This window comes from Anaerofustis stercorihominis, assembly GCF_005844425.1.
GTDB classification, from domain to species: Bacteria; Bacillota; Clostridia; order Eubacteriales; family Anaerofustaceae; genus Anaerofustis; species Anaerofustis butyriciformans.
Genome location: NZ_SPHL01000035.1, coordinates 1 through 19,930, shown reverse-complemented (window position 1 = coordinate 19,930; position 19,930 = coordinate 1). Strand labels below are relative to the sequence as shown.

Annotated in this window: 25 protein-coding genes, 1 riboswitch and 1 other annotated feature; of the genes, 6 read left to right on the top strand and 19 right to left on the bottom strand. The window is 30.6% G+C overall.

Annotated features, from left to right (window positions below; translation table 11 throughout):
* On the bottom strand, positions 1–348 hold a 348-nt coding region (locus tag FGQ49_RS08470), incomplete at its 3' end, for a hypothetical protein (protein ID WP_138269437.1).
* 146 nt (positions 349–494) lie between these two features.
* Here FGQ49_RS08470 and FGQ49_RS08465 point away from each other — a divergent pair.
* Positions 495–998, top strand: coding sequence for an ECF transporter S component (locus FGQ49_RS08465; RefSeq protein ID WP_138269436.1), 504 nt, complete (start codon positions 495–497; stop codon positions 996–998).
* 62 nt (positions 999–1,060) lie between these two features.
* Here FGQ49_RS08465 and FGQ49_RS08460 read toward each other — a convergent pair whose 3' ends face one another.
* From FGQ49_RS08460 to minD, 6 genes are all read right to left on the bottom strand, one after another.
* Positions 1,061–1,876, bottom strand: coding sequence for a DUF1002 domain-containing protein (locus tag FGQ49_RS08460; protein WP_138269435.1), 816 nt, complete (start codon positions 1,874–1,876; stop codon positions 1,061–1,063).
* A gap of 102 nt (positions 1,877–1,978) precedes the next feature.
* Positions 1,979–2,353 carry a fluoride efflux transporter CrcB gene (gene crcB, locus FGQ49_RS08455; protein WP_138269434.1) on the bottom strand — a complete coding sequence of 125 codons (375 nt, stop codon included), beginning with the start codon at positions 2,351–2,353 and terminating at the stop codon, positions 1,979–1,981.
* Positions 2,353–2,871, bottom strand: coding sequence for an O-acetyl-ADP-ribose deacetylase (locus FGQ49_RS08450; protein WP_138269433.1), 519 nt, complete (start codon positions 2,869–2,871; stop codon positions 2,353–2,355). The genes crcB and FGQ49_RS08450 overlap by 1 nt, the downstream gene beginning before the upstream one ends.
* Positions 2,852–4,366 carry a 4Fe-4S dicluster domain-containing protein gene (locus tag FGQ49_RS08445; RefSeq protein WP_138269432.1) on the bottom strand — a complete coding sequence of 505 codons (1,515 nt, stop codon included), beginning with the start codon at positions 4,364–4,366 and terminating at the stop codon, positions 2,852–2,854. The genes FGQ49_RS08450 and FGQ49_RS08445 overlap by 20 nt, the downstream gene beginning before the upstream one ends.
* Before the next feature lie 94 nt (positions 4,367–4,460).
* The gene (locus FGQ49_RS08440) at positions 4,461–4,724 is read right to left on the bottom strand and encodes a cell division topological specificity factor MinE (protein WP_138269431.1); all 264 of its coding nucleotides are present in this window, start codon (positions 4,722–4,724) and stop codon (positions 4,461–4,463) included.
* Positions 4,725–4,732: 8 nt separating this feature from the next.
* Positions 4,733–5,524 (bottom strand): septum site-determining protein MinD, encoded by a 792-nt coding sequence (gene minD / locus FGQ49_RS08435; RefSeq protein WP_138269430.1) that lies wholly within the window; start codon positions 5,522–5,524, stop codon positions 4,733–4,735.
* 278 nt (positions 5,525–5,802) lie between these two features.
* Positions 5,803–5,977, top strand: a riboswitch (Lysine riboswitch).
* Between the two features lie 82 nt (positions 5,978–6,059).
* Here minD and FGQ49_RS08430 point away from each other — a divergent pair.
* Genes FGQ49_RS08430 through dapD form a run of 4 tightly spaced genes read left to right on the top strand, consistent with a single transcriptional unit; the run spans position 6,060 to position 9,458 of the window.
* The gene (locus FGQ49_RS08430) at positions 6,060–7,073 is read left to right on the top strand and encodes an aspartate-semialdehyde dehydrogenase (RefSeq protein ID WP_138269429.1); all 1,014 of its coding nucleotides are present in this window, start codon (positions 6,060–6,062) and stop codon (positions 7,071–7,073) included.
* A gap of 1 nt (position 7,074) precedes the next feature.
* On the top strand, positions 7,075–7,956 hold the full coding sequence (dapA, locus tag FGQ49_RS08425; RefSeq protein WP_138269428.1) for a 4-hydroxy-tetrahydrodipicolinate synthase: 882 nt from the start codon (positions 7,075–7,077) through the stop codon (positions 7,954–7,956).
* Positions 7,957–7,966: 10 nt separating this feature from the next.
* On the top strand, positions 7,967–8,716 hold the full coding sequence (gene dapB / locus FGQ49_RS08420; RefSeq protein ID WP_138269427.1) for a 4-hydroxy-tetrahydrodipicolinate reductase: 750 nt from the start codon (positions 7,967–7,969) through the stop codon (positions 8,714–8,716).
* A gap of 10 nt (positions 8,717–8,726) precedes the next feature.
* Positions 8,727–9,458 carry a 2,3,4,5-tetrahydropyridine-2,6-dicarboxylate N-acetyltransferase gene (gene dapD / locus FGQ49_RS08415; protein ID WP_138269426.1) on the top strand — a complete coding sequence of 244 codons (732 nt, stop codon included), beginning with the start codon at positions 8,727–8,729 and terminating at the stop codon, positions 9,456–9,458.
* A gap of 108 nt (positions 9,459–9,566) precedes the next feature.
* On the opposite strand, the gene rplL is transcribed toward dapD, so the two are convergent.
* From rplL to FGQ49_RS08370, 9 genes are all read right to left on the bottom strand, one after another.
* The gene (rplL, locus tag FGQ49_RS08410; RefSeq protein ID WP_138269425.1) at positions 9,567–9,941 is read right to left on the bottom strand and encodes a 50S ribosomal protein L7/L12; all 375 of its coding nucleotides are present in this window, start codon (positions 9,939–9,941) and stop codon (positions 9,567–9,569) included.
* 47 nt (positions 9,942–9,988) lie between these two features.
* The gene (gene rplJ / locus FGQ49_RS08405; protein WP_171020653.1) at positions 9,989–10,510 is read right to left on the bottom strand and encodes a 50S ribosomal protein L10; all 522 of its coding nucleotides are present in this window, start codon (positions 10,508–10,510) and stop codon (positions 9,989–9,991) included.
* Positions 10,511–10,521: 11 nt separating this feature from the next.
* Positions 10,522–10,646, bottom strand: a sequence feature (ribosomal protein L10 leader region).
* A gap of 62 nt (positions 10,647–10,708) precedes the next feature.
* On the bottom strand, positions 10,709–11,398 hold the full coding sequence (rplA, locus tag FGQ49_RS08400) for a 50S ribosomal protein L1 (protein WP_138269423.1): 690 nt from the start codon (positions 11,396–11,398) through the stop codon (positions 10,709–10,711).
* 80 nt (positions 11,399–11,478) lie between these two features.
* A complete protein-coding gene (rplK, locus tag FGQ49_RS08395) occupies positions 11,479–11,904 on the bottom strand; it encodes a 50S ribosomal protein L11 (RefSeq protein ID WP_138269422.1) in 426 nt (141 codons plus the stop codon).
* A gap of 26 nt (positions 11,905–11,930) precedes the next feature.
* Positions 11,931–12,482, bottom strand: coding sequence for a transcription termination/antitermination protein NusG (nusG, locus tag FGQ49_RS08390; protein ID WP_138269421.1), 552 nt, complete (start codon positions 12,480–12,482; stop codon positions 11,931–11,933).
* A 12-nt stretch (positions 12,483–12,494) separates the two neighbouring features.
* Complete coding sequence (secE, locus tag FGQ49_RS08385; RefSeq protein ID WP_138269420.1) at positions 12,495–12,734, bottom strand: preprotein translocase subunit SecE; 240 nt, start codon at positions 12,732–12,734, stop codon at positions 12,495–12,497.
* An 11-nt stretch (positions 12,735–12,745) separates the two neighbouring features.
* Positions 12,746–12,895 carry a 50S ribosomal protein L33 gene (gene rpmG, locus FGQ49_RS08380; RefSeq protein ID WP_007049596.1) on the bottom strand — a complete coding sequence of 50 codons (150 nt, stop codon included), beginning with the start codon at positions 12,893–12,895 and terminating at the stop codon, positions 12,746–12,748.
* 269 nt (positions 12,896–13,164) lie between these two features.
* Positions 13,165–14,049 carry a cation diffusion facilitator family transporter gene (locus tag FGQ49_RS08375; protein ID WP_138269419.1) on the bottom strand — a complete coding sequence of 295 codons (885 nt, stop codon included), beginning with the start codon at positions 14,047–14,049 and terminating at the stop codon, positions 13,165–13,167.
* A 202-nt stretch (positions 14,050–14,251) separates the two neighbouring features.
* Positions 14,252–15,298, bottom strand: a complete 1,047-nt coding sequence (locus tag FGQ49_RS08370; protein WP_138269418.1) for an alcohol dehydrogenase catalytic domain-containing protein — start codon at positions 15,296–15,298, stop codon at positions 14,252–14,254.
* A 168-nt stretch (positions 15,299–15,466) separates the two neighbouring features.
* On the opposite strand from FGQ49_RS08370, the gene FGQ49_RS08365 reads away from it, so the two are divergent.
* The gene (locus FGQ49_RS08365; RefSeq protein ID WP_138269417.1) at positions 15,467–16,060 is read left to right on the top strand and encodes an SIS domain-containing protein; all 594 of its coding nucleotides are present in this window, start codon (positions 15,467–15,469) and stop codon (positions 16,058–16,060) included.
* A 24-nt stretch (positions 16,061–16,084) separates the two neighbouring features.
* Here FGQ49_RS08365 and gatB read toward each other — a convergent pair whose 3' ends face one another.
* The 3 genes from gatB to FGQ49_RS08350 all read right to left on the bottom strand — a co-directional run bounded on the left by gatB (position 16,085) and on the right by FGQ49_RS08350 (position 19,760).
* Positions 16,085–17,515, bottom strand: coding sequence for an Asp-tRNA(Asn)/Glu-tRNA(Gln) amidotransferase subunit GatB (gene gatB, locus FGQ49_RS08360; protein ID WP_138269416.1), 1,431 nt, complete (start codon positions 17,513–17,515; stop codon positions 16,085–16,087).
* 10 nt (positions 17,516–17,525) lie between these two features.
* A complete protein-coding gene (gatA, locus tag FGQ49_RS08355; RefSeq protein WP_138269415.1) occupies positions 17,526–18,986 on the bottom strand; it encodes an Asp-tRNA(Asn)/Glu-tRNA(Gln) amidotransferase subunit GatA in 1,461 nt (486 codons plus the stop codon).
* 171 nt (positions 18,987–19,157) lie between these two features.
* On the bottom strand, positions 19,158–19,760 hold the full coding sequence (locus tag FGQ49_RS08350; RefSeq protein WP_138269414.1) for a hypothetical protein: 603 nt from the start codon (positions 19,758–19,760) through the stop codon (positions 19,158–19,160).
* Positions 19,761–19,930 lie beyond the last annotated feature (170 nt).

The window sequence follows — 19,930 nt, the reverse complement described above, 5'->3', positions numbered from 1 at the left end:
TATACCTACACAAATCAAAACTAAAATAAAATAAAAAATAGTATTCATTACACCAAACATATTTTTAAAAGTATAAAAAAACATTGGAATACTAAAAACAAGAATATATGTACTTATTGCTTTTGCAAGAAAAAAATTATCATTATACTGAATTTTACAAATCATTTCTATAATCATAAAAAACATATAAGAAAAATATACAACTTTCATTTGCTCCAACATACTATTATTTCCTGCACATATAAATTTAAAGAAATCAAACTCAGTAAGAAAATATAAATTTGATAATAAAAAAACAAATAAAGTAATAAAAATAATCCCAAATCGTTCAACTTTTATAAGCTTCATAACATTACCTCCCTTTTATACAAATAATATATAAAAAGATGTATAAAAATAATGTCGTTTTAAAATAGAAATGAAACTTTATTATTGAAAATTTAATAATGTAGTATTAAAATAAAAAATAATTGTGATCTGACAGGAGGGAAAATATGACCAACAAAAAAACATTAAATATTGTTCTTACGGGAGTAATGGCAGCGTTTATATATATTGCAACATATATAAATATAAGACTCCCAATTTCATTTACAGACGGCGGACTTATACATTTAGGAGGAGCAGTTCTTGTTATTGCAACTTTTCTTCTTATGCCTGTTGAAGCAGGACTTGCGGGAGCAATAGGTATGGGGCTTTTCGATTTATTAAGTCCTTATGCTGTATGGGCACCATTTACTTTCGTAATAAGACTTGTTCAAGGAATTGTTGTTTCTAAAATATTACTAAAAGGTGGAATTTCTAAAACAGTATTTGCTATGATTGCTTTTACCATAATAGGAATGGTCGGATATTATATGGCTGAAGCTTTTATTTATGGCAACTGGATTGCACCAATGGCGTCAATGCCAGGAGAATTTATTTCTGATATGGTAGCCGTTGTAATTGGCGTTCCTGTAGCAAAAATATTAATGAAATATAAAATAAGTTACAAATAAAAAAAGCACATATAATGTGCTTTTTTTATTTACATAATTATATAATATTAACTTTTATATTTTTAGTTAAATAATCCTTTAAAGAAATTTACTATTTTATCCCAAATACCAAGATCAGCAAATTGATTTGAAATATTTTTAAGTTCATCCATTACTCCGCTAAAATCAACATTTTCTAAACTTCTAACTAAATCAAGAAGTTGATCTAATTGTTCATCTGTAAGAGAAATGTTCATTCCGTCAGCAATATTTTTTATTTCTTCTTTTACTTGCTCATCATCCATATTTTTAAAATCATCTATAGATAATTTTAATTCATTTACAAGCTGAGAAGCATCTTCACTTCCAATATCATCAGATAATTCCCCTGTAGTAACAAGTTCTTCAGTAGCAGCTTCTTTTGCTTCTTCTGAAACTGTTTCGCCACTCATTTGTTCATATGCTTTATAAACTCCTGTTAATGCTGCAGTACCTGAAACTTCAAATGGCGCTGCAATAACAATTTTTGCATCTTTAATACCAACAGTTAAAAGTGCATTTTGATATATGTCTTCTGTTAGCCAGTTTATATTATGAAGTTCAATATCTAAACCAGCACCTTCATTTTGTGTTTCAATATAAATAGAAGATATACTGTTTGAACCTATTCTTGATGGGTCAACATCCTCAAGATATTGTTTTTCATCATCATGAGTTACAGTAACTTCATCTACACTTCCTTCACTAACGCCAAAGTAATCATAAACTGTCTTTCTTTGGCTCTCATTTAAATCTCCTCCGATAGCAACCATTTGTTTACCAGATTCTATCGCAAAAACATTTGATAATGGTACCATTATCATCATAATTGATAAAACAATACTTAATATTTTTTTCATATTCTACTCCATTAAATTTTATTTCGATTTCAACATGATACCATAATTTTTATTTTATTGCCATGATTTTAATAAAATTATAATAATTACAATAATAAAGCCTTAACTTGTAAAATGTGAAATCAAGCTTTTTCCTATCATTACACCTATTAAACAAAACAGAACACTTGTTATTATGTATAGTCCTCCTAAAAAATAATTACCTTTTTCAAGTAAATTAAATGTTTCAAGTGAAAAAGTAGAAAAGGTTGTAAAACCTCCACAAATTCCTGTTTGTAAAAATAGTTTACTGTTAGGACTCATATAACTTGTATTTTCGCTCATTGCAAATATTACGCCTATAATAAACGAACCAATTATATTAATAAGAAGAGTATTTAAAGGAAAATCCCAATTTGAAGGAAAAATAATTGTAAAACAATATCTTAAACAAGCACCTATAAACCCTCCAATACCTACACATATAGCACTAAACATTATTTCCCCTCCAATTTCTTTAATGCTTTTTGATAATAATCATAAGTATTATTATCAAAACAAACTATTATTACTTCTTCAATTGAATTATCCTTATTTAGAAAATCCAATATAGTTTTTACTGCTATTTCGCTTGCTTCTTTTAATGGATAAGAATAAACACCAGTACTTATAGAAGGAAAAGCTATTGTTTTTATTTTATTTTCGACTGCAACTTTAAGGGAATTTTCATAAGCATTTTTAAGAAGTTCGCTTTCGTTGTTATTTCCTCCTCTATAAATTGGCCCAACAGTATGAATAACATATTTTGAAGGAAGATGATAACCTTTTGTAATTTTAGCTTCTCCTGTTTTACATCCGTTTAAAGTCCTGCATTCTTCCAAAAGTCCTCTTCCGGCAGCCCTATGAATTGCACCGTCAACACCTCCCCCTCCAAGAAGAGAGGTGTTGGCAGCATTTACTATTGCGTCCGTTGTTTCTTTTGTAATATCCCCTATTTTAATGTTCAACTTTGACATTTTCTTCTCCGATTTCTTTAATATATTCATTTTCATATGCTTCTTTGGATTTGGCTTCATTTTCAAAAGATTTTATTCCTTTTTCTGCTTTTGTTTGAGATATCAAAGTACCCATTCCTCCGACACAACCCCCAGGACATCCCATTCCTTCAAGTAAATATCCGTCTCTCTTACCCATTTTCGCAAGAGTTAAAATCTTTTTACAACCGTTAAGTCCGTCAGCTCTATCATTTGGCACTTCAAGTTCAGGATCGAATTTTTTAATTGCTCCTATAATAGCTTTGCTTACACCACCTGAATATCCATAACCTCTACCTGCTGCTGTTGCATCTTCCATATGTTCACCTTTTAAGTCACTTACTCTTATTCCTTTTGCTTCAAACATTCCATACACTTCTTCAAATGTTAATACATAATCTACATCGCTCTTTACACTTCTTCTGTTAGCTTCCAATTTCTTTGCACTACAAGGTCCAATAAATACAATCTTTGAATCTGGATGCTTTTCTTTTATTATTCTTGCACATGCAACCATAGGTGTAAGAGCAGGTGAAACATAAGGAGCAATATCAGGATAATCTCTTTTTGCCATAACTGCCCATGAAGGACAACATGAAGTTGCAAGGAAAGGTTCTTTACCTGTTTTAACTTTTTCAATAAAATGCTTTGCTTCCGCAACAGCCCCCATATCAGCACCAAGAGCTACTTCAACAACATCATAAAATCCTAGTTTAATTAGTGCTTCTTTTATTTTTTCAGGACTTGCATCACTTCCAAACTGTCCAACAAAAGCAGGAGCAATTTCTGCTATAACTTTTTTATTGTTTTGAATTGATTTTATTGTTTGATAAATCTCTGATTTATCACTTACTACACCAAAAGGACATGAAACAATACATTGCCCGCAAGAAACACATTTATCATAATCTATTTTTGCATGACCTTCATCATCACTTATATAAGCATTTACTCCACAAGCTGCTTTACAAGGTCTGTCATATTTTACAATGGCATTATAAGGGCAGGCAGAAACACATTTACCACATCTAATACATTTATCTTTATTAATAACACTTTTACCATTTTCAAAATATATTGCATCAACAGGACAAACTTCACTGCAAGGATGAGCATAACAGCCTCTACAGTTATTAGTTACAAAAACTGTATTTTCTTCACACTTCATACAAGCATCAGTTACAACATTTACAAGAGGAAGATTTAATACGTTCTTTTCATTTTTTATATTCTCAACATCTTTTTCTTTATTATATGGATTACTTTCGGTTGTAGCATCAAGCCCAAAAGCAAGTCTTAATCTTTCCAAGATTAATAACGTTTCTCTATTTTTATCAGTTATTTTGTTATCTTCTTCCATGACAATTTTTTTTGCTAAATTTTCTAAATCAATATCTAAATTTTCATATGCTACTTTTGCAACTTCTTTAAAAACTTTTCTTCTAATATCAACGATAGGTGTAAATATTTCTTTCATTACATTTCTCCTTTTTTTCTTATTATAATTTATTTTTAACATTTATTACAAAATTAATAGAAAAAAAATAAAAAAGAGATGAAATACATCTCTTTTAATTTTTAATAACCATAAGCGAAACCAGAACATTTTCTTCTTTTTTTTCTTTACCAAGTTTCATTTTTGTAAGATAAGTTTTACTTCTTCTTTCATCTACCATAAAATATTCATTTACAACGCAAAGAACTTCTTTTTTTACCATTTCCAATTTATCATTTGTTATATTCGTTCTTTCTTTCATTAGAATGTTTTGAAGTCTTTCTTTTGCTATATCTTTACTTTTATTTTCATCTGTTTTATCCCTAAAAAAATCAAACATATCTCCTCCTAAAATCCAAGACTATGAACAAGCCTTTTTACCAAATTTTCTTTCTTTACAATATTTCTTATTGGTATTTCTTCCCCTGTTATTCTTCTTGCTATATCCATATACGCTTGTCCTGTTATTAAATCTTCTTTTCCCGCCACCGGCTCTCCTCTATTTGAAGAAATAACAATTTCTTTTTCATCAGGAACAATTCCAATAAGTTCTATACCTAAAATATCCAAAATGTCATTTGTATCCATCATCTGACCTTTTTTCATCATATCTTCTTTTGCTCTATTAATTATTAATTTTGTATTTTCTATTCCATTTACATCAAGAAGGGATATTATTCTATCAGCATCTCTAACCGCAGAAACTTCGGGAGTGGTTACAACTATTGCATCTTTTGCACCGGCAACCGCATTTTGAAAACCTTGCTCTATTCCTGCAGGAGAATCAACTATTATGTAATCAAAAGTATTTTCAAGTTCTTTACAAATTTTTCTCATTTGAGTTGGTCTTATTGCCGTTTTATCCTTTGTTTGCGAAGCCGGAAGCAAGTATAATCCATCATAACGTTTATCTTTAATAAGCGCCTGTTTTAATCTACATCTGTTTTCAATTACATCAATAATAGTATAAACAATCCTGTTTTCAAGCCCCAATATTACATCTAAATTTCTAAGTCCTATATCAGCATCTATAACGACAGTCTTTTTCCCCAGTTTACTTAAAGATACACCAATATTTGCAGTAGATGTAGTCTTTCCGACTCCTCCTTTTCCCGATGTAATAACCAAAGTTTTTCCCATTTTTATGTTCTTCCTCTTTTCGCTTTTTTATAAATAATATCAATCTTATTTAAAATTTTTTGTCTTTATTTGTTATTAAAATAAAAAAATCAATGTAACAAAAAATAATTATGAAAATATTATGAAAAAAGCAAATAAATTATATTTAAAACATTATTCAAAAAAAGATTTAATAAATTTAATTTTCAAATATAAAACTACATCAAAACTATAATAAAAGGCTTGCAATAAAACACATTTATTACTATAATAAAAACAATAGAATTTATATATCATAGTGTTAAAATAGAGGTGCAAATTTTATCAGTAATTTATTGGATATAGGTAAATATAAGTGAAAATAAATGAAAGGAAAATTTGCCGAGGATTGGCACTTTTTACCGGGTGTCTTTTCGGGCTTAATGTTAAGAGCATTAAGACTGTCATCGACTTTGATGGAGTGCTATTCACTAATACTGATTTATTTACGTATTATGAGTCGCATTGTCGACTTTTATTTTTTATAACACTATAAAAAATATTTAGGAGGATTTTTATGGGAAAATACAATGTAGCTGTTGTTGGTGCAACAGGTGTTGTAGGACAAAAAATGATTGAAGTACTTGAAGAAAGCAAAATTGATGTTAATAACTTTTACCCTATGGCATCAATAAGATCAGCAGGAAAAAAAGTTAAATTTAACGGAAATGAATATACTGTTGAAGAATTAACAGAACATTCTTTTGACAAAGATATCGACTTTGCATTATTTTCAGCAGGCGGAGGAACAAGTTTAAAATATGCACCTATCGCAGCAAAAAACGGAGTTGTTGTAATTGATAACTCTTCAGCATGGAGAATGGATGATGAAGTACCTTTGGTTGTACCTGAAGTAAATCCAAAAGATGCTTTAAAAAACAAAGGAATAATTGCAAATCCAAACTGCTCAACTATCCAAGCAATGGTAGTTTTAAAACCTCTTCATGATGCGTATAAAATAAAAAGAGTAATTTATTCTACATACCAAGCAGTTGCAGGCTCTGGACTAAAAGGAATAAAAGATCTTGAAGAAGGAGTTAAAGGCGGTAAAAATGAATTTTACCCTGTTCAAATAGCATACAACTGTCTTCCTCATATTGATGAATTTACAGAAAACGGATATACAAAAGAAGAACTTAAAATGGTCAATGAAACACATAAAATTCTTGGTGATTACGATGTAAAAGTTACTGCAACAACAGTAAGAGTACCTGTTTTTGTAGGTCATAGTGAAAGCATCAACCTTGAATTTGAAAAACCTTTTGACCTTGAAGAAGCAAGAGAATTATTAAGAAAAGCTCCTGGCGTAATAGTAAAAGATGATATTTCAGTTCCAGAATACCCTACTGTACTTGATGCAGCAGGCGGAGATGAAGTTTACGTTGGAAGAATAAGAAGAGACTTTTCTGTTGAAAGCGGAATGAACTTATGGTGTGTAGGTGATAATATCAGAAAAGGCGCCGCATCTAATACAGTTCAAATCGCTGAATACTTAATTAAAGAAAATTTCTTTGGAAAGGAAAATGAATAATATGTCTATTTTTAAAGGTGTAAGTACGGCTTTAGTTACTCCATTTGATGAAAATAATAAAGTAAACTATAGTGTACTTGAAGAACTTATTAACTCACAAATAGAAAATGGTATTAACGGTCTTGTAATTTGTGGAACAACAGGAGAATCTCCAACTGTTACAGATGAAGAAAAAGACCAAATTTTCAAAGTTTCAAATGAGGTAATAAACGGCAGAGTTCCTTTTATTGCGGGAACGGGAACAAATAATACAGAACATGTTCTTCAATTGACAGAAATAGCCGCAAAAAGAGGTGCGGACGCTGTTTTAATCAATAATCCTTATTACAATAAATCAAGTGATGAAGGTATTTATAAAAGTTATGAATATATAAGTGACAGAGTAGATGTACCTATTATTGTTTATAACGTTCCATCAAGAACAGGTAAAAATATATCTGCATCACTTGCTATTGAACTTACTAAAATAAAAAATGTAAAAGGATTTAAAGAAGCAAGTGGAGACTTATCTCAAGTTGCAAGAATAATGAAAGATTTACCTGAAGATGTAGAATTATATTCAGGAAATGACGATCAAATTATGCCTGTTTTATCTCTTGGAGGAGATGGTGTAATTTCAACATGTTCAAACATTATTCCTAAAGAATGTGTTGCATTAACAGATGCATTCTTTAATGGCGATATCAAAACGGCAATTCAAAAACAACTTGATATCTTACCAATGTGTGATGCTCTTTTCTGTGAATGTAATCCAATCCCTGTAAAAACTGCCATGAAAATAATGGGACTTAATACAGGTGATATGAGACTTCCTTTAACAGAGCTAACAGGAAGTAAAAGAGATTTATTAGAAAAAACATTGAAAGAATATTCTTTAATCTAAGAGGCTAAATATGATAAAAGTTATGATAAGCGGCTTTAACGGAGCCATGGGACAAAATGTAAAAAACATAGTCGAAGGATATGAAGATATGCAAATCGTATGCGGATTTGATAAAAACATAAAAGGAAATGAAGAATATCCTATATATGATTCCTTTGATAAAATAAAAGAAGATATAGATGTTGTAATAGATTTCTCTCATTTTAGTCTTGTTGACAGTTTAATAGACTTTTGTGTTAAAAACAATATTGCACTTGTATGTGCTACAACAGGTCTTGATGAAGATACAAACAAACATTTAGATGAAGCAAGCAAAACTATACCTGTATTTAAAACAGGAAACTTCTCTTATGGCATAAGTGTTGTAAGTAAAATGCTTGAACTTGGTGCTAAACTTCTTTGTGAAGATTTTGATACAGAAATAATAGAAAAACATCACAACAGAAAAGTAGATGCTCCAAGTGGAACAGCTTATATGCTTGCAGATGTAATAAAAGAAAATTCAAATAAAGAACTTGAATACAAATTTTCAAGATATGGTAAAGATGTTAAAAGAGAAAAAAGCGATCTTACAATACACTCTGTAAGAGGCGGTACTATTGTAGGAGAACATGAAGTAATCTTCGCCGGAGAAGATGAAATAATAGAAGTAAAACATACAGCATTATCAAGAAAAGTATTTGCAGTGGGAGCAGTTAAAGCAGGCAGATACATATATGATAAAGGAAATGGATATTTCCAAATGAATGATATAATTTAAGGAGAAAATAATGGATAACGCTAAATTAAAAGAACAATTTGACTTAACAAACCCTTATGAAATCGCTAAATACATTAAGGCTGCACAAAAAAGTACACCTATCAAACTTTATGTTAAAGGTGATTTAGTAGAAAACATGCTTGAAGGACTTGAATATTACGGGACACAAGGTTCTTATATTGTATTTGGAGAAAAAGAAGAAGTATTTGACTTTATTGACAGCAACAAAGATAGAATAACAAGCTATAGAATGGAATATGATAGAAGAAATTCAGCTATTCCTATGATGGATACAAATGAAGTTGAAGCAAGAATTGAACCAGGTGCAAACATCAGAGAAGGTGTACAAATTGGTAAAAATGCCGTTATAATGATGGGTGCTACAATAAACATCGGAGCTGTTATCGGCGAAGAATCTATGATTGATATGAATGCAGTTCTTGGTGCAAGAGCAACAGTAGGTAAAAGAAGCCACATTGGTGCTGGAGCAGTTTTGGCAGGAGTTTTAGAACCACCATCAGCAACACCTGTTATCGTTGGAGATGATTGTATGATAGGCGGAAACGTTGTAGTTTTAGAAGGTGTAAAAATAGGAAACGGCAGTGTTGTTGCAGCAGGAAGTGTTGTAACAGAAGATGTTCCTGAAGGAGTTGTAGTCGCAGGTGCACCTGCTAAAATCGTAAAACAAAAAGACGATAAAACAGAAGAAAAAACAGAACTTCTTGATGACCTTAGAGGTTAATAACTTAAAAATATAAGACGGATTTAATTCCGTCTTTTTTTATTATCATCAATTTATAAAAAACAAAAAAGACCACATAATTGTGGTCTTTTAAAATTATAATCTAAACTATTTAAGTTCGATTTGTCCGCCAACTTCTTCGATTTTAGCTTTGATTTCTTCAGCTTCTTCTTTGCTAGCGCCTTCTTTGATAGCTTTTGGAGCGTTATCAACGATTTCTTTAGCTTCTTTAAGTCCTAAACCTGTTACTTCTCTAACAGCTTTAACAACTTTAAGTTTAGAATCACCAGCAGCTGTTAAGATTACATCAAATTCTGTTTGTTCTGCAGCACCACCAGCAGCACCAGCATCACCAGCAACTACTACTTGTGCAGCAGCAGCACTTACACCAAATTCTTCTTCTAAAGCACTAACTAATTCAGATAGTTCTAAAACTGACATAGATTTTACTTCTTCAATAATTTTATCAAATTTTTCACTCATTTTAATTTTCTCCTATTTATTTTTCTTATTTCTTTAGCTAGACAAAACTAAGCGCTTGCTTGTTCGTCTTCTTCCATTTTTTCTTTGATAGCATTGATAACACATGCAAAGTTTGAAATTGGAGCTTGTAAGCTTCCAAGCATTTTTGCAAGTAATGCTTCTCTTGATGGTAATGTTGCGATTTTTTGTAATTCTTCTAATTTAGCTACACTACCTTCGATTACACCGCCTTTAATTGTTAAGCATTCTAAAGCATTGTCTTTAGCAAATTCGCTAACAACTTTTGCTGGTGCAACAACATCTTCGTCACAAAAAGCAACTGCTGTACTTCCTTTTAATACGTCAACAAGTTCATCATATCCACATTCTTTTGCAGCAAATCTAAGGAATGTATTTTTGTAAATTTTGTAATCTACGTTTAATTCTCTTGCTTTTGCTCTGAATGCAGTATCTTGTTCAACATTAATACCTTTATAATCTACTAAAACGAAAGCTTCTGCATTTTTCATTTTTTCAACTATTTCGGCAACAATGACTTTTTTGCTTTCTAAAATAGCTTCTGATGACACGACATTTCCTCCTATTCATAAAAAATACTCTTTCCGCAAGTTAAGAAAGAGTATTTGATAACTCCACTTCTTAACCTCGGCAGGATTGTTACGGATTATATCCCCCTGCTGTCTGCGGTATATATTAAAAGGTTAAACCTTTTAATTATCGTGAATAATTAATATTCAATTTTTAGCTAATATATTATACTATATTAATTAGAATTTTGCAACAGAAAGTTTTACTCCAGGAGACATTGTGCTTGATAAAGTAACACTTCTGAAATATTGTCCTTTTGCTGCAGCAGGTTTTGCTTTCTTGATAGCATCGATTAAAACATTGAAATTTTCTTCGATTTGTTCTTCACCAAAGCTTGCTTTACCAATAGCAACGTGAATAATGTTTGATTTATCAAGTCTGTATTCAACTTTACCTGCTTTGATTTCATTTACAGCTTTATCAACATCAAATGTAACAGTTCCAGATTTTGGGTTAGGCATTAAACCTTTAGGTCCAAGAACTCTACCTAATCTACCAACAACACCCATCATATCAGGTGTAGCTACAACTGCATCAAATTCGAACCAGCCTTCTTTTTGAATTTTGTCCAAATATTCTTCTGCTCCAACATAATCAGCACCAGCAGCTTTAGCAGCTTCAGCTTTTTCACCTTTAGCAAATACTAAAACTCTAACTGTTTTTCCTGTTCCGTGAGGAAGAACAATAGCACCACGAACTTGTTGGTCAGCATGTCTTGAGTCAACACCAAGTTTAACATGAAGTTCAATTGTTTCATCAAATTTAGCTGTTGCCATTTTTTTAACTAATGCTACAGCTTCATTTACATCATATAATTTACCTTGTTCAATCATTTCTTTTTTTGCAAGATAATTTTTACCTTTTTTCATTAATATATATCCTCCTGTGTGGTTACAATTTAAATACTTATTTACCTCTCCCACATATATACGAGATAAATAACCAGTTATTATTCTTCTACAGTAATACCCATACTTCTTGCTGTACCTTCGATCATGCTCATAGCAGTATCGATATTAGCAGCATTTAAGTCAGGCATTTTCATTTCAGCAATTTCTTTAATTTGATCTTTAGTAATTTTACCTACTTTGTTTTTGTTAGGTTCTCCACTACCTTTTTGTAGGTTGATAGCTCTTTTAATTAATACTGGAGCTGGTGGAGTTTTTGTAATAAATGTATATGAACGGTCTTGATATACACTGATTACAACCGGAATTATAAGACCGGCTTGTGATTCTGTTTTTGCGTTAAATGCTTTACAAAAGTCCATGATATTTACACCATGTTGACCAAGTGCAGGACCAACTGGTGGTGCTGGTGTAGCTTTTCCAGCAGGAATTTGTAATTTTATCATTCCAACAATTTTCTTTGCCATTTTTTATTCTCCTACTTTTCTTTCAATTAAAATTTTCTTACTTGTTCAAAATCCAATTCAACAGGTGTTTCTCTGCCAAACATAGATATATTAACTTTTAATTTTGCTTTATCGATATTTACTTCTTCGATAATACCGGTATAATTTTCAAAAGGTCCGGATAAAACTTCAATTTCATCTCCAACCTTAAGGTCTGTCGTCACTGTTTCTTTTTCAATTATGCCAAGATTTCTAAGTTCTTCTTCAGTTAAAGGTACTGGTTTTGATGCTGGTCCAACAAATCCTGTCACACCTCTGGTATTTCTTACGATATACCAAGCATCATCAGTCATGTACATTTTTACCAAAACATATCCGGGAAATACTTTCTTTTCAACAACTTTTCTTTCACCGTTTTTTGTTTCTTCAACTTTATGCATAGGCACTACAACTTCTTCAATAACATCAGACATATTCCTACGAATAACTGCAGCTTCAATATTTTCTTTAACCTTGTTTTCGTATCCTGAATAAGTATGCGCTACATACCAAAGTGCTTTAGTGCTGTCACTTTCAATTTGTTTAACATTTTCACTCATAATTTTTACCTACTACAAAAGACCTCTTAATAATCCTAAAACAGTATCTAAACCCCAAATAAATATTGTAAGTATTCCGCAAATAACAATTACAACAATTGTTTGCTTTACTAATTCATCTTTAGTTGGCCATGTAACTTTTTTTAGTTCTACACTAACCCCTCTAAAAAATTCAGAGATACCTTTTATCCATCTTAAAAGAAAAAATTCTTTTTTCTTTGTGGCTTTAGCATTTTTTTTACTTTTTGCCATAACCATACTCCTTATTTTGTTTCCTTATGATTAGTATGTTTCTTGCAAAATCTACAATACTTTTTAAGTTCTAATCTTTCTTTTGGATTGTCTTTATTTTTCATTGTATTATAGTTTCTTTGTTTACACTCTTCGCATGCAAGTGTTACTTTTACTCTCATTATTTACAACCTCCGCTGTATTACTTGGTGAAGAATTATATCTACAGGACTAAATATAAAACTTCGATGCAAATCACTCTCTATAATGGAGTCCACATCATTATTAAGAACAAATTTGCAACATTAAAAAAAGGCTTTTTTGCCTTTAGCAATCATAAGTATACCATAATAAGAAGAAAAATCAAGAGAAATAAAGTTTTTTTTTACTTTTTTTATACATAAATGAACAAAAAACTTTTGTAATTAAAAAATTACAAAAGTTAAAAATTTTAATTTATAAAAATAGGATCAACATGCACCATACAATGCTTTACTCCCTCAAATTCTTTTTCAATTGCTTCATGAACGTTCATTGCTATTGCATGCCCGTCATATACTGATAACTTTCCGTCTACATAAATTATAATATCAACATATTTTTTACTTCCGAAAAGTCTCGTTTTTATATCCTTTATTGAATAAACCCCATCAATATTTTTTATAACTTCAACCATATCCTTAACAGTATCTTCATCACAAGACTTATCTACCACTTTATCTACACAATCCTTACCTATTTCATAAGCAGCTTGAAAAATCATTAAACAAATTAAAATACATGCAATAGGGTCAAGTATTGTAAACCCTAACCTTGCTCCCAAAATACCAACAAAACTACCTATTGAGGATAAAGCATCAGACCTATGATGCCAAGCATCTGCTTTAAGTGCAGTAGAGCCTGTTTTTTCTCCTGCTCGCATTGTAACTCTAAACATCATTTCTTTTACAACCACAGATAAAACTGCTATATATAAAGCTATGCTTGAAGGAACGGCTATTATACTGTGATTAATAATTTTTATTGTTCCATCATATCCTATACCAAAACCTATGACTGCTAAAAATGACGATAAATACATCCCAACCACACATTCTATTCTTTCGTGCCCATATCTATGTTCAGTGTCTGATTCTTTACTTGAGGCATTTATCCCAATCATAACAGCAACAGTACTAAACACATCAGAAAGAGAGTGTATACCGTCAGAAATAAGGGCAGATGATTTCCCAAAGAATCCAACTGCAACCTTGATTATAGATAAAAATATATTTACTATCATACTCCAAAGAGATACCTTCATTGCAAGTTGCTTATCCGTTAAATTGTTTTTCATGATGATAACCTCCAAATAAAAAATATATCCATGAAACCCACAGATATATCAAACTGTTGCATAAAGCCCGGCACTAAACCTGTTAAATTGGATATTAATTTATTAGTCGAATTTTACTACATATTTTATTATATGTCAATATTACTTTTTTTGTAATAAAAAAAGATTGTCCGAAAACAATCTTTTTTATTTTTAATTAATTTTATTCATTAAAAGGTTTCAAAACTACTTTTATTGCTTCCCCTGTTTTAATTGCTTTAATACCTTCTTTAATATCTTTTAAAGGCATAATATGAGTTACAAATTGTGTAGCATCAATTTTCTTATTAACGATTAATTCAACAGCTTTTGCAAATACTTCTGGAGCATAAGCAAATCCGCCTACTACATTAAGTTCTTTATAATGAATTAAGTTACTGTCGAAAAGAACTTTACAATTATCTTTTGGAAGACCTCCAAATAGAACTACAGTACCTCTTGGTTTAACAAGATGAGTTGCTTGTTCTTGAGCAGATCCAACAGGGCATGCAACGATAACAACATCAGCTCCGTGACCGTCTGTTTCTCTCATTACGCAATCTTCCAAAGTTTCTTTATTTGGATTATTAAATACATCCGTAGTTTTAAATCTATGAGCCATTTCAAGTCTTGATTCATTTGGTTCAGAAATAATTACTTTTCTTGCTCCTCTTGCTTTTGCAATAGCACTATGTAGATTTCCAAGAGGACCGGCACCCATAATTACAACATCGTCCCCTTCTTTTACTCTTGCAAATTCTTGTACAGAATAAACACTTGATGTTGTTTCTGCAAGAGGAATTAAATCAACATTAAAATCACTAGGTATTTTAACTATTGTATCATCGCTGCAACATTCCTTAGGTAAAGCTGTATATTGTGCATATCCTCCAGGTAAATTTGTACCAAGTGTTATTTTATTTTCACAATGATTTTTTAGTCCATGTGTACAGAAATAACAAGTACCACATAATCCAACAAGTGGATTTATAACAATTTTTTCACCAACAGGATAATTTTCATTATCACTTTCACAAATAACACCTGCTGCCTCATGTCCTAAAATATAAGGAGGTGTAACCGCAAAGTGTCCTGAACTAAAAGTTCTAACATCAGAACCACAAAGTCCTACTGCTTCAACTTTTATTAAAACTCCTCCTTTTGGACATTTCGGTGTTTCAACTTCTTCAAGTCCAAAATCTTCCGGACCTCTAAATACAACTGCTTTCATAATTAAAATCTCCTTTAAAAATTCATAATGATGTATTTACAATTATATTATAAAACATTATTATCTTTTTTTCAATAATATATTTGAATATTTTTACTAAATAAAGCATAAAAAACCTTTTAAATAAATAAAAATAATGATAAAATAAAACATAAGGAGGTTATCTTTATGAATAATATAAATACAATAAAAGAATTATTAAAAAGAGAAGTCGATGCAGTTAACAATTTAGAAAAAAGTTTAAATTTTGAAATAGTTGAAAAAGCAAGTAATAAAATTGCAAATTGCAAAGGAAATATAATATTTGCAGGATGTGGATCTTCAAGCACCGCAGCTTTTAGAGCAGCAAATATATATAATTTTCTATATATTCCCTCCATCGCAATAAATGTAATGAATGGACTTCACGGAGAATACGGAGTAATAAGAAAAAATGATATATTTGTCCCTATTTCAAAAAGCGGTAACACAAAAGAACTTATGCATTCCATTCCAATAGCTAAAAAACTTGGTGCCTACATAATAGCAATAACGGAAAACAAGGATTCTTATTTAGCTAAGAATTCAGATATTTGTATAATGTTTGATTCCTTAAAAGAACTGGATGACAAAGATATGGTTGCAACATCGTCAACTACCTGCACAAGCATAGTTCTTGATATAATTGGTGCAACCGTTATGAAAATAAATAATATAACAGATAAAGATTTTAAACTAATCCATCCTTACGGAGCCGTTGGAGAAATGCTAAAAGACAAATAAAAAAAGAGAGCAAAGCTCTCTTTTTTATAATCCTAAAATTTCATTAATTAATTGATTTACAATACCAGGATTAGCTTTTCCTTTTGTTTGTCTCATAACTTGACCAACCACAAAACCTGCAGCTTTTTTCTTTCCACCTTTCAAGTCTTCAACAACTTGAGGATTATCATTTAGAATTTTTTCTACGATAACTTTGATTTCTCCTGTATCGTTCATTTGTTTCAATCCTTTTTCTTCAACTATTACTTCAGCATCTTTACCGCTTTCAAACATTTCATTTAAAACTTTTTTAGCAGTAGATAAGTTTATATCTCCTTTATCAACAAGGTTTATAAGTTTAGCAAGATTTGCCGGAGTAAATTTAATATCAGAAAATTCTAGTTCATTGCTATTTAAGTATGCTGAAATATCTCCCATTAAGAAGTTGGCAACAGACTTGATGTTTTTAGTATCTTTTATTGCTTCTTCAAAGAAATTACTTATTTCACTTGAACCTGCTAAGAAGTTTGCATCATATTCACTTAAAGAATATTCTTCCATAAATCTTTCTTTCTTTGCTTGAGGAAGTTCAGGCATTTGAGCTTTATATTCTGCAATTTCTTCATCTGTTAAGATAATAGGAACTAAGTCAGGGTCAGGGAAATAACGATAATCATGAGCATCTTCTTTGCTTCTCATAGAGAATGATTTCCCTTTTTCATCATCCCATTTTCTTGTTTCTTGTACTATTTCTTCACCTTTTTCAACGGCTCTAACTTGTCTTTTATATTCATATTCTATAGCTCTTTTTAATGATCTAAAAGAGTTAAGATTTTTCATTTCTGTTCTTGTACCAAATTCACTTGAACCTTCCGGCATAACAGATAAGTTTACATCAAAACGAAGAGAACCTTCTTGCATTTTACAGTCAGAAACTCCTACAGTTAAAAGATTGTTTCTTACTGTTTCAGCAAATAATAACGCTTCTTCCGCCGTTCTGATATCAGGTTCTGTTACAATTTCAATTAAAGGAACCCCACATCTATTATTATCAAGCAATGTCTGATAATCTTCATGAATAAGTTTTCCGGCATCTTCTTCAATATGAATTCTTGTTATATTTATTCTTTTCTTTTCTCCGTTTTCCTTAGTTATATCAAGATATCCACCAAGACAAATCGGTTCATCATATTGAGATATTTGATATGCTTTTGGAAGGTCAGGATAAAAGTAATTTTTTCTATCTAATTTTGAAAAGTTTTGAATATTACAGTTTAAAGATAAACCTGCTTTTACAGCATATTCAACAACCTTTTTATTAAGTACGGGAAGAGTTCCAGGCATCCCCATACATCTTTCACATACATGAGCATTTTCTTCGGCACCAAATTCTGTTGGGCAAGAACAGAAAATTTTACTTTTTGTACCTAATTCACAATGAATTTCAAGCCCTATTACCATAGTATAATTTTTCATTTCTTACCTCCTATAAACTTGGTTTATTTTTATGAAAATCAGTTACTTGTTGATAATTATATCCGGCTTTTATAATATTACCTTCTCCAAATGCTCTTGATGCAATTTGAAGACCTATTGGCATACCATTTTTCGAAAATCCACATGGAATACTAGCAGCAGGTATTCCTGCAAGATTAGCAGTAACCGTAAATATATCATCAAGATACATCTTTGTTTGGTCAGTACTTTTTTCACCTATTTTAAATGCTTCGCTTGTTGTTGTAGGAGTAAGAACTATATCACATTGTTTAAACATTTCATCATATTGTTCTTTAATAATTCTTCTTACTTTTAAAGCCTTATTATAATACATATCATAATATCCGGCAGAAAGAGCATATGTTCCAAGAAGAATTCTCTTTTTAACTTCTTCGCCAAAGCCTTTTGTTCTTGAATTTATTATAATATCTTCAAGAGTCTCTCCTTCTTCTCTAACTCCGTATCTTATTCCGTCAAATCTAGAAAGATTTGACGATGCTTCAGAAGAAGAAATTAAATAATATACAGGTATTGCATAATCAAAACAGTCGAAAGAAATATCCACTATTTCTGCACCCATTTCTTTAAATGTTTCAATTGCATTTTTTATATTATCACAAACATCTTTATCAATTTTGTTTTCATCTAAAAGGCTATAATCAACGCCAACTTTCATACCTTTTATACCATCACTTAAGAAAGAAGTATAATCAGGAACATCAACTTTCATGCTTGTAGAATCATTTTCATCATATCCCGCAATTACATTAAGCACACTTGCTACATCTTTCATATCTTTACCAAAAGGTCCTATTTGATCAAGAGAAGAAGCAAAAGCAACAAGTCCATATCTTGAAACTCTACCATAAGTAGGTTTTAAACCTGTTACCCCACAAAAAGCAGCAGGCGTTCTTATTGACCCTCCTGTATCTGAACCAAGAGAAAAAGCAGCTTGTGATGCACTTACGCTAACAGCACTTGCGCCAGAAGATCCCCCCGGAACTCTTGATGTATCCCAAGGATTTTTTACTGTATGGTAAGCTGAGTTTTCATTTGATGAACCCATTGCAAATTCATCCATATCAACTTTACCAAGAAGTAATGCACCGCTGTTTTGAAGTTTTTTGTATACAGTAGCACTATAAGGAGGTACAAAATTTTCAAGCAACTTAGATGAACAAGTTGTTCTTACATCTTTTGTACACATATTATCTTTAAGGGCATAAGGTATACCATCAAGAAAACTTAAAGGTTCTCCCTTTAAAATTCTTTCTTCGCTTTTTTCTGCATCTTTTCTAGCAACTTCAAAAGTTTTTGTCAAAAAAGCATTTAATTTATCATCAGTATCTTCTATTCTTTGTATATAACTATCAAGAACTTCCTTTACACTGACTTCTTTTTTATCTAGCATATCTCTTAATTGATATACGGTTTTTTCATATAAAGCCATGTTTATTCCTCCATGTTTTATTTATACATTTTTCTTAATTTTTTAACAATTCCATTAATTGTTTTATTATACATTTTTTTCATGATTTTTGCAATGTAAATCCCTTGCAAATAGCCATATAAAATAAAAAAAGAGGCATACATATGCCTCTTTTAACCTCTGTTATTTTATTTATTCATTATCTTCTTTAGATTCTTCTTCTTTTTCTTCGGTAGCTTCTTCATCTGTAGATTCGCTGTCTTCAGTTGATTCTTCATTATTTTCTACAACATCTTCTTTTTCTTCTACAACTTCATCTACAGTTTCTTCTTCCTCTACAACATCTTCTTTTGGCTCTTCTTGTTCTTGTGTAGATTCTTCTTGTTCTTCCATATCTTCTGAAACTTCGTCATTTTCTTTTTCTTCACTTGTTTCAGTTTCTTCAACATTTTCTTCTTCAACAACTGATTCATAAACTATATTTTCTTCACTGCTTTCATTATTTTCATCTTCATCAAAAACAACTTCAACAATATTATTTTCTAAAATTCTATATATGCCCAAAAGAATAAGACCTATACCACCTATAATGCATAATGGTTCAATTACAGATGGAAGGAACAATGCACTAAATAAATATTTTAATACTTCACCCATTTCAAATCCTTGTGAAGTATATGATGATAATGTTGATATAAAAGAATATAATCCCATAATTGCATCAAAAATTGCAACTATGATAAATATAACAGAGAAAATTTTAAAAATACTATTTTTGTTTTGTCTTTCCTTCATAAATAAACTCTCTTTCTATAATAATTTCATGAACATCAATATTGTACCAATATTTCATGTAGAAAAAAAGAGTAAATATAAAAAACACAAAACTTTCATAAATTATTCACCGCATATTATTAAAATTATTAAATTTTTTATATATAAAAAACATTTTATTTTTAAATATC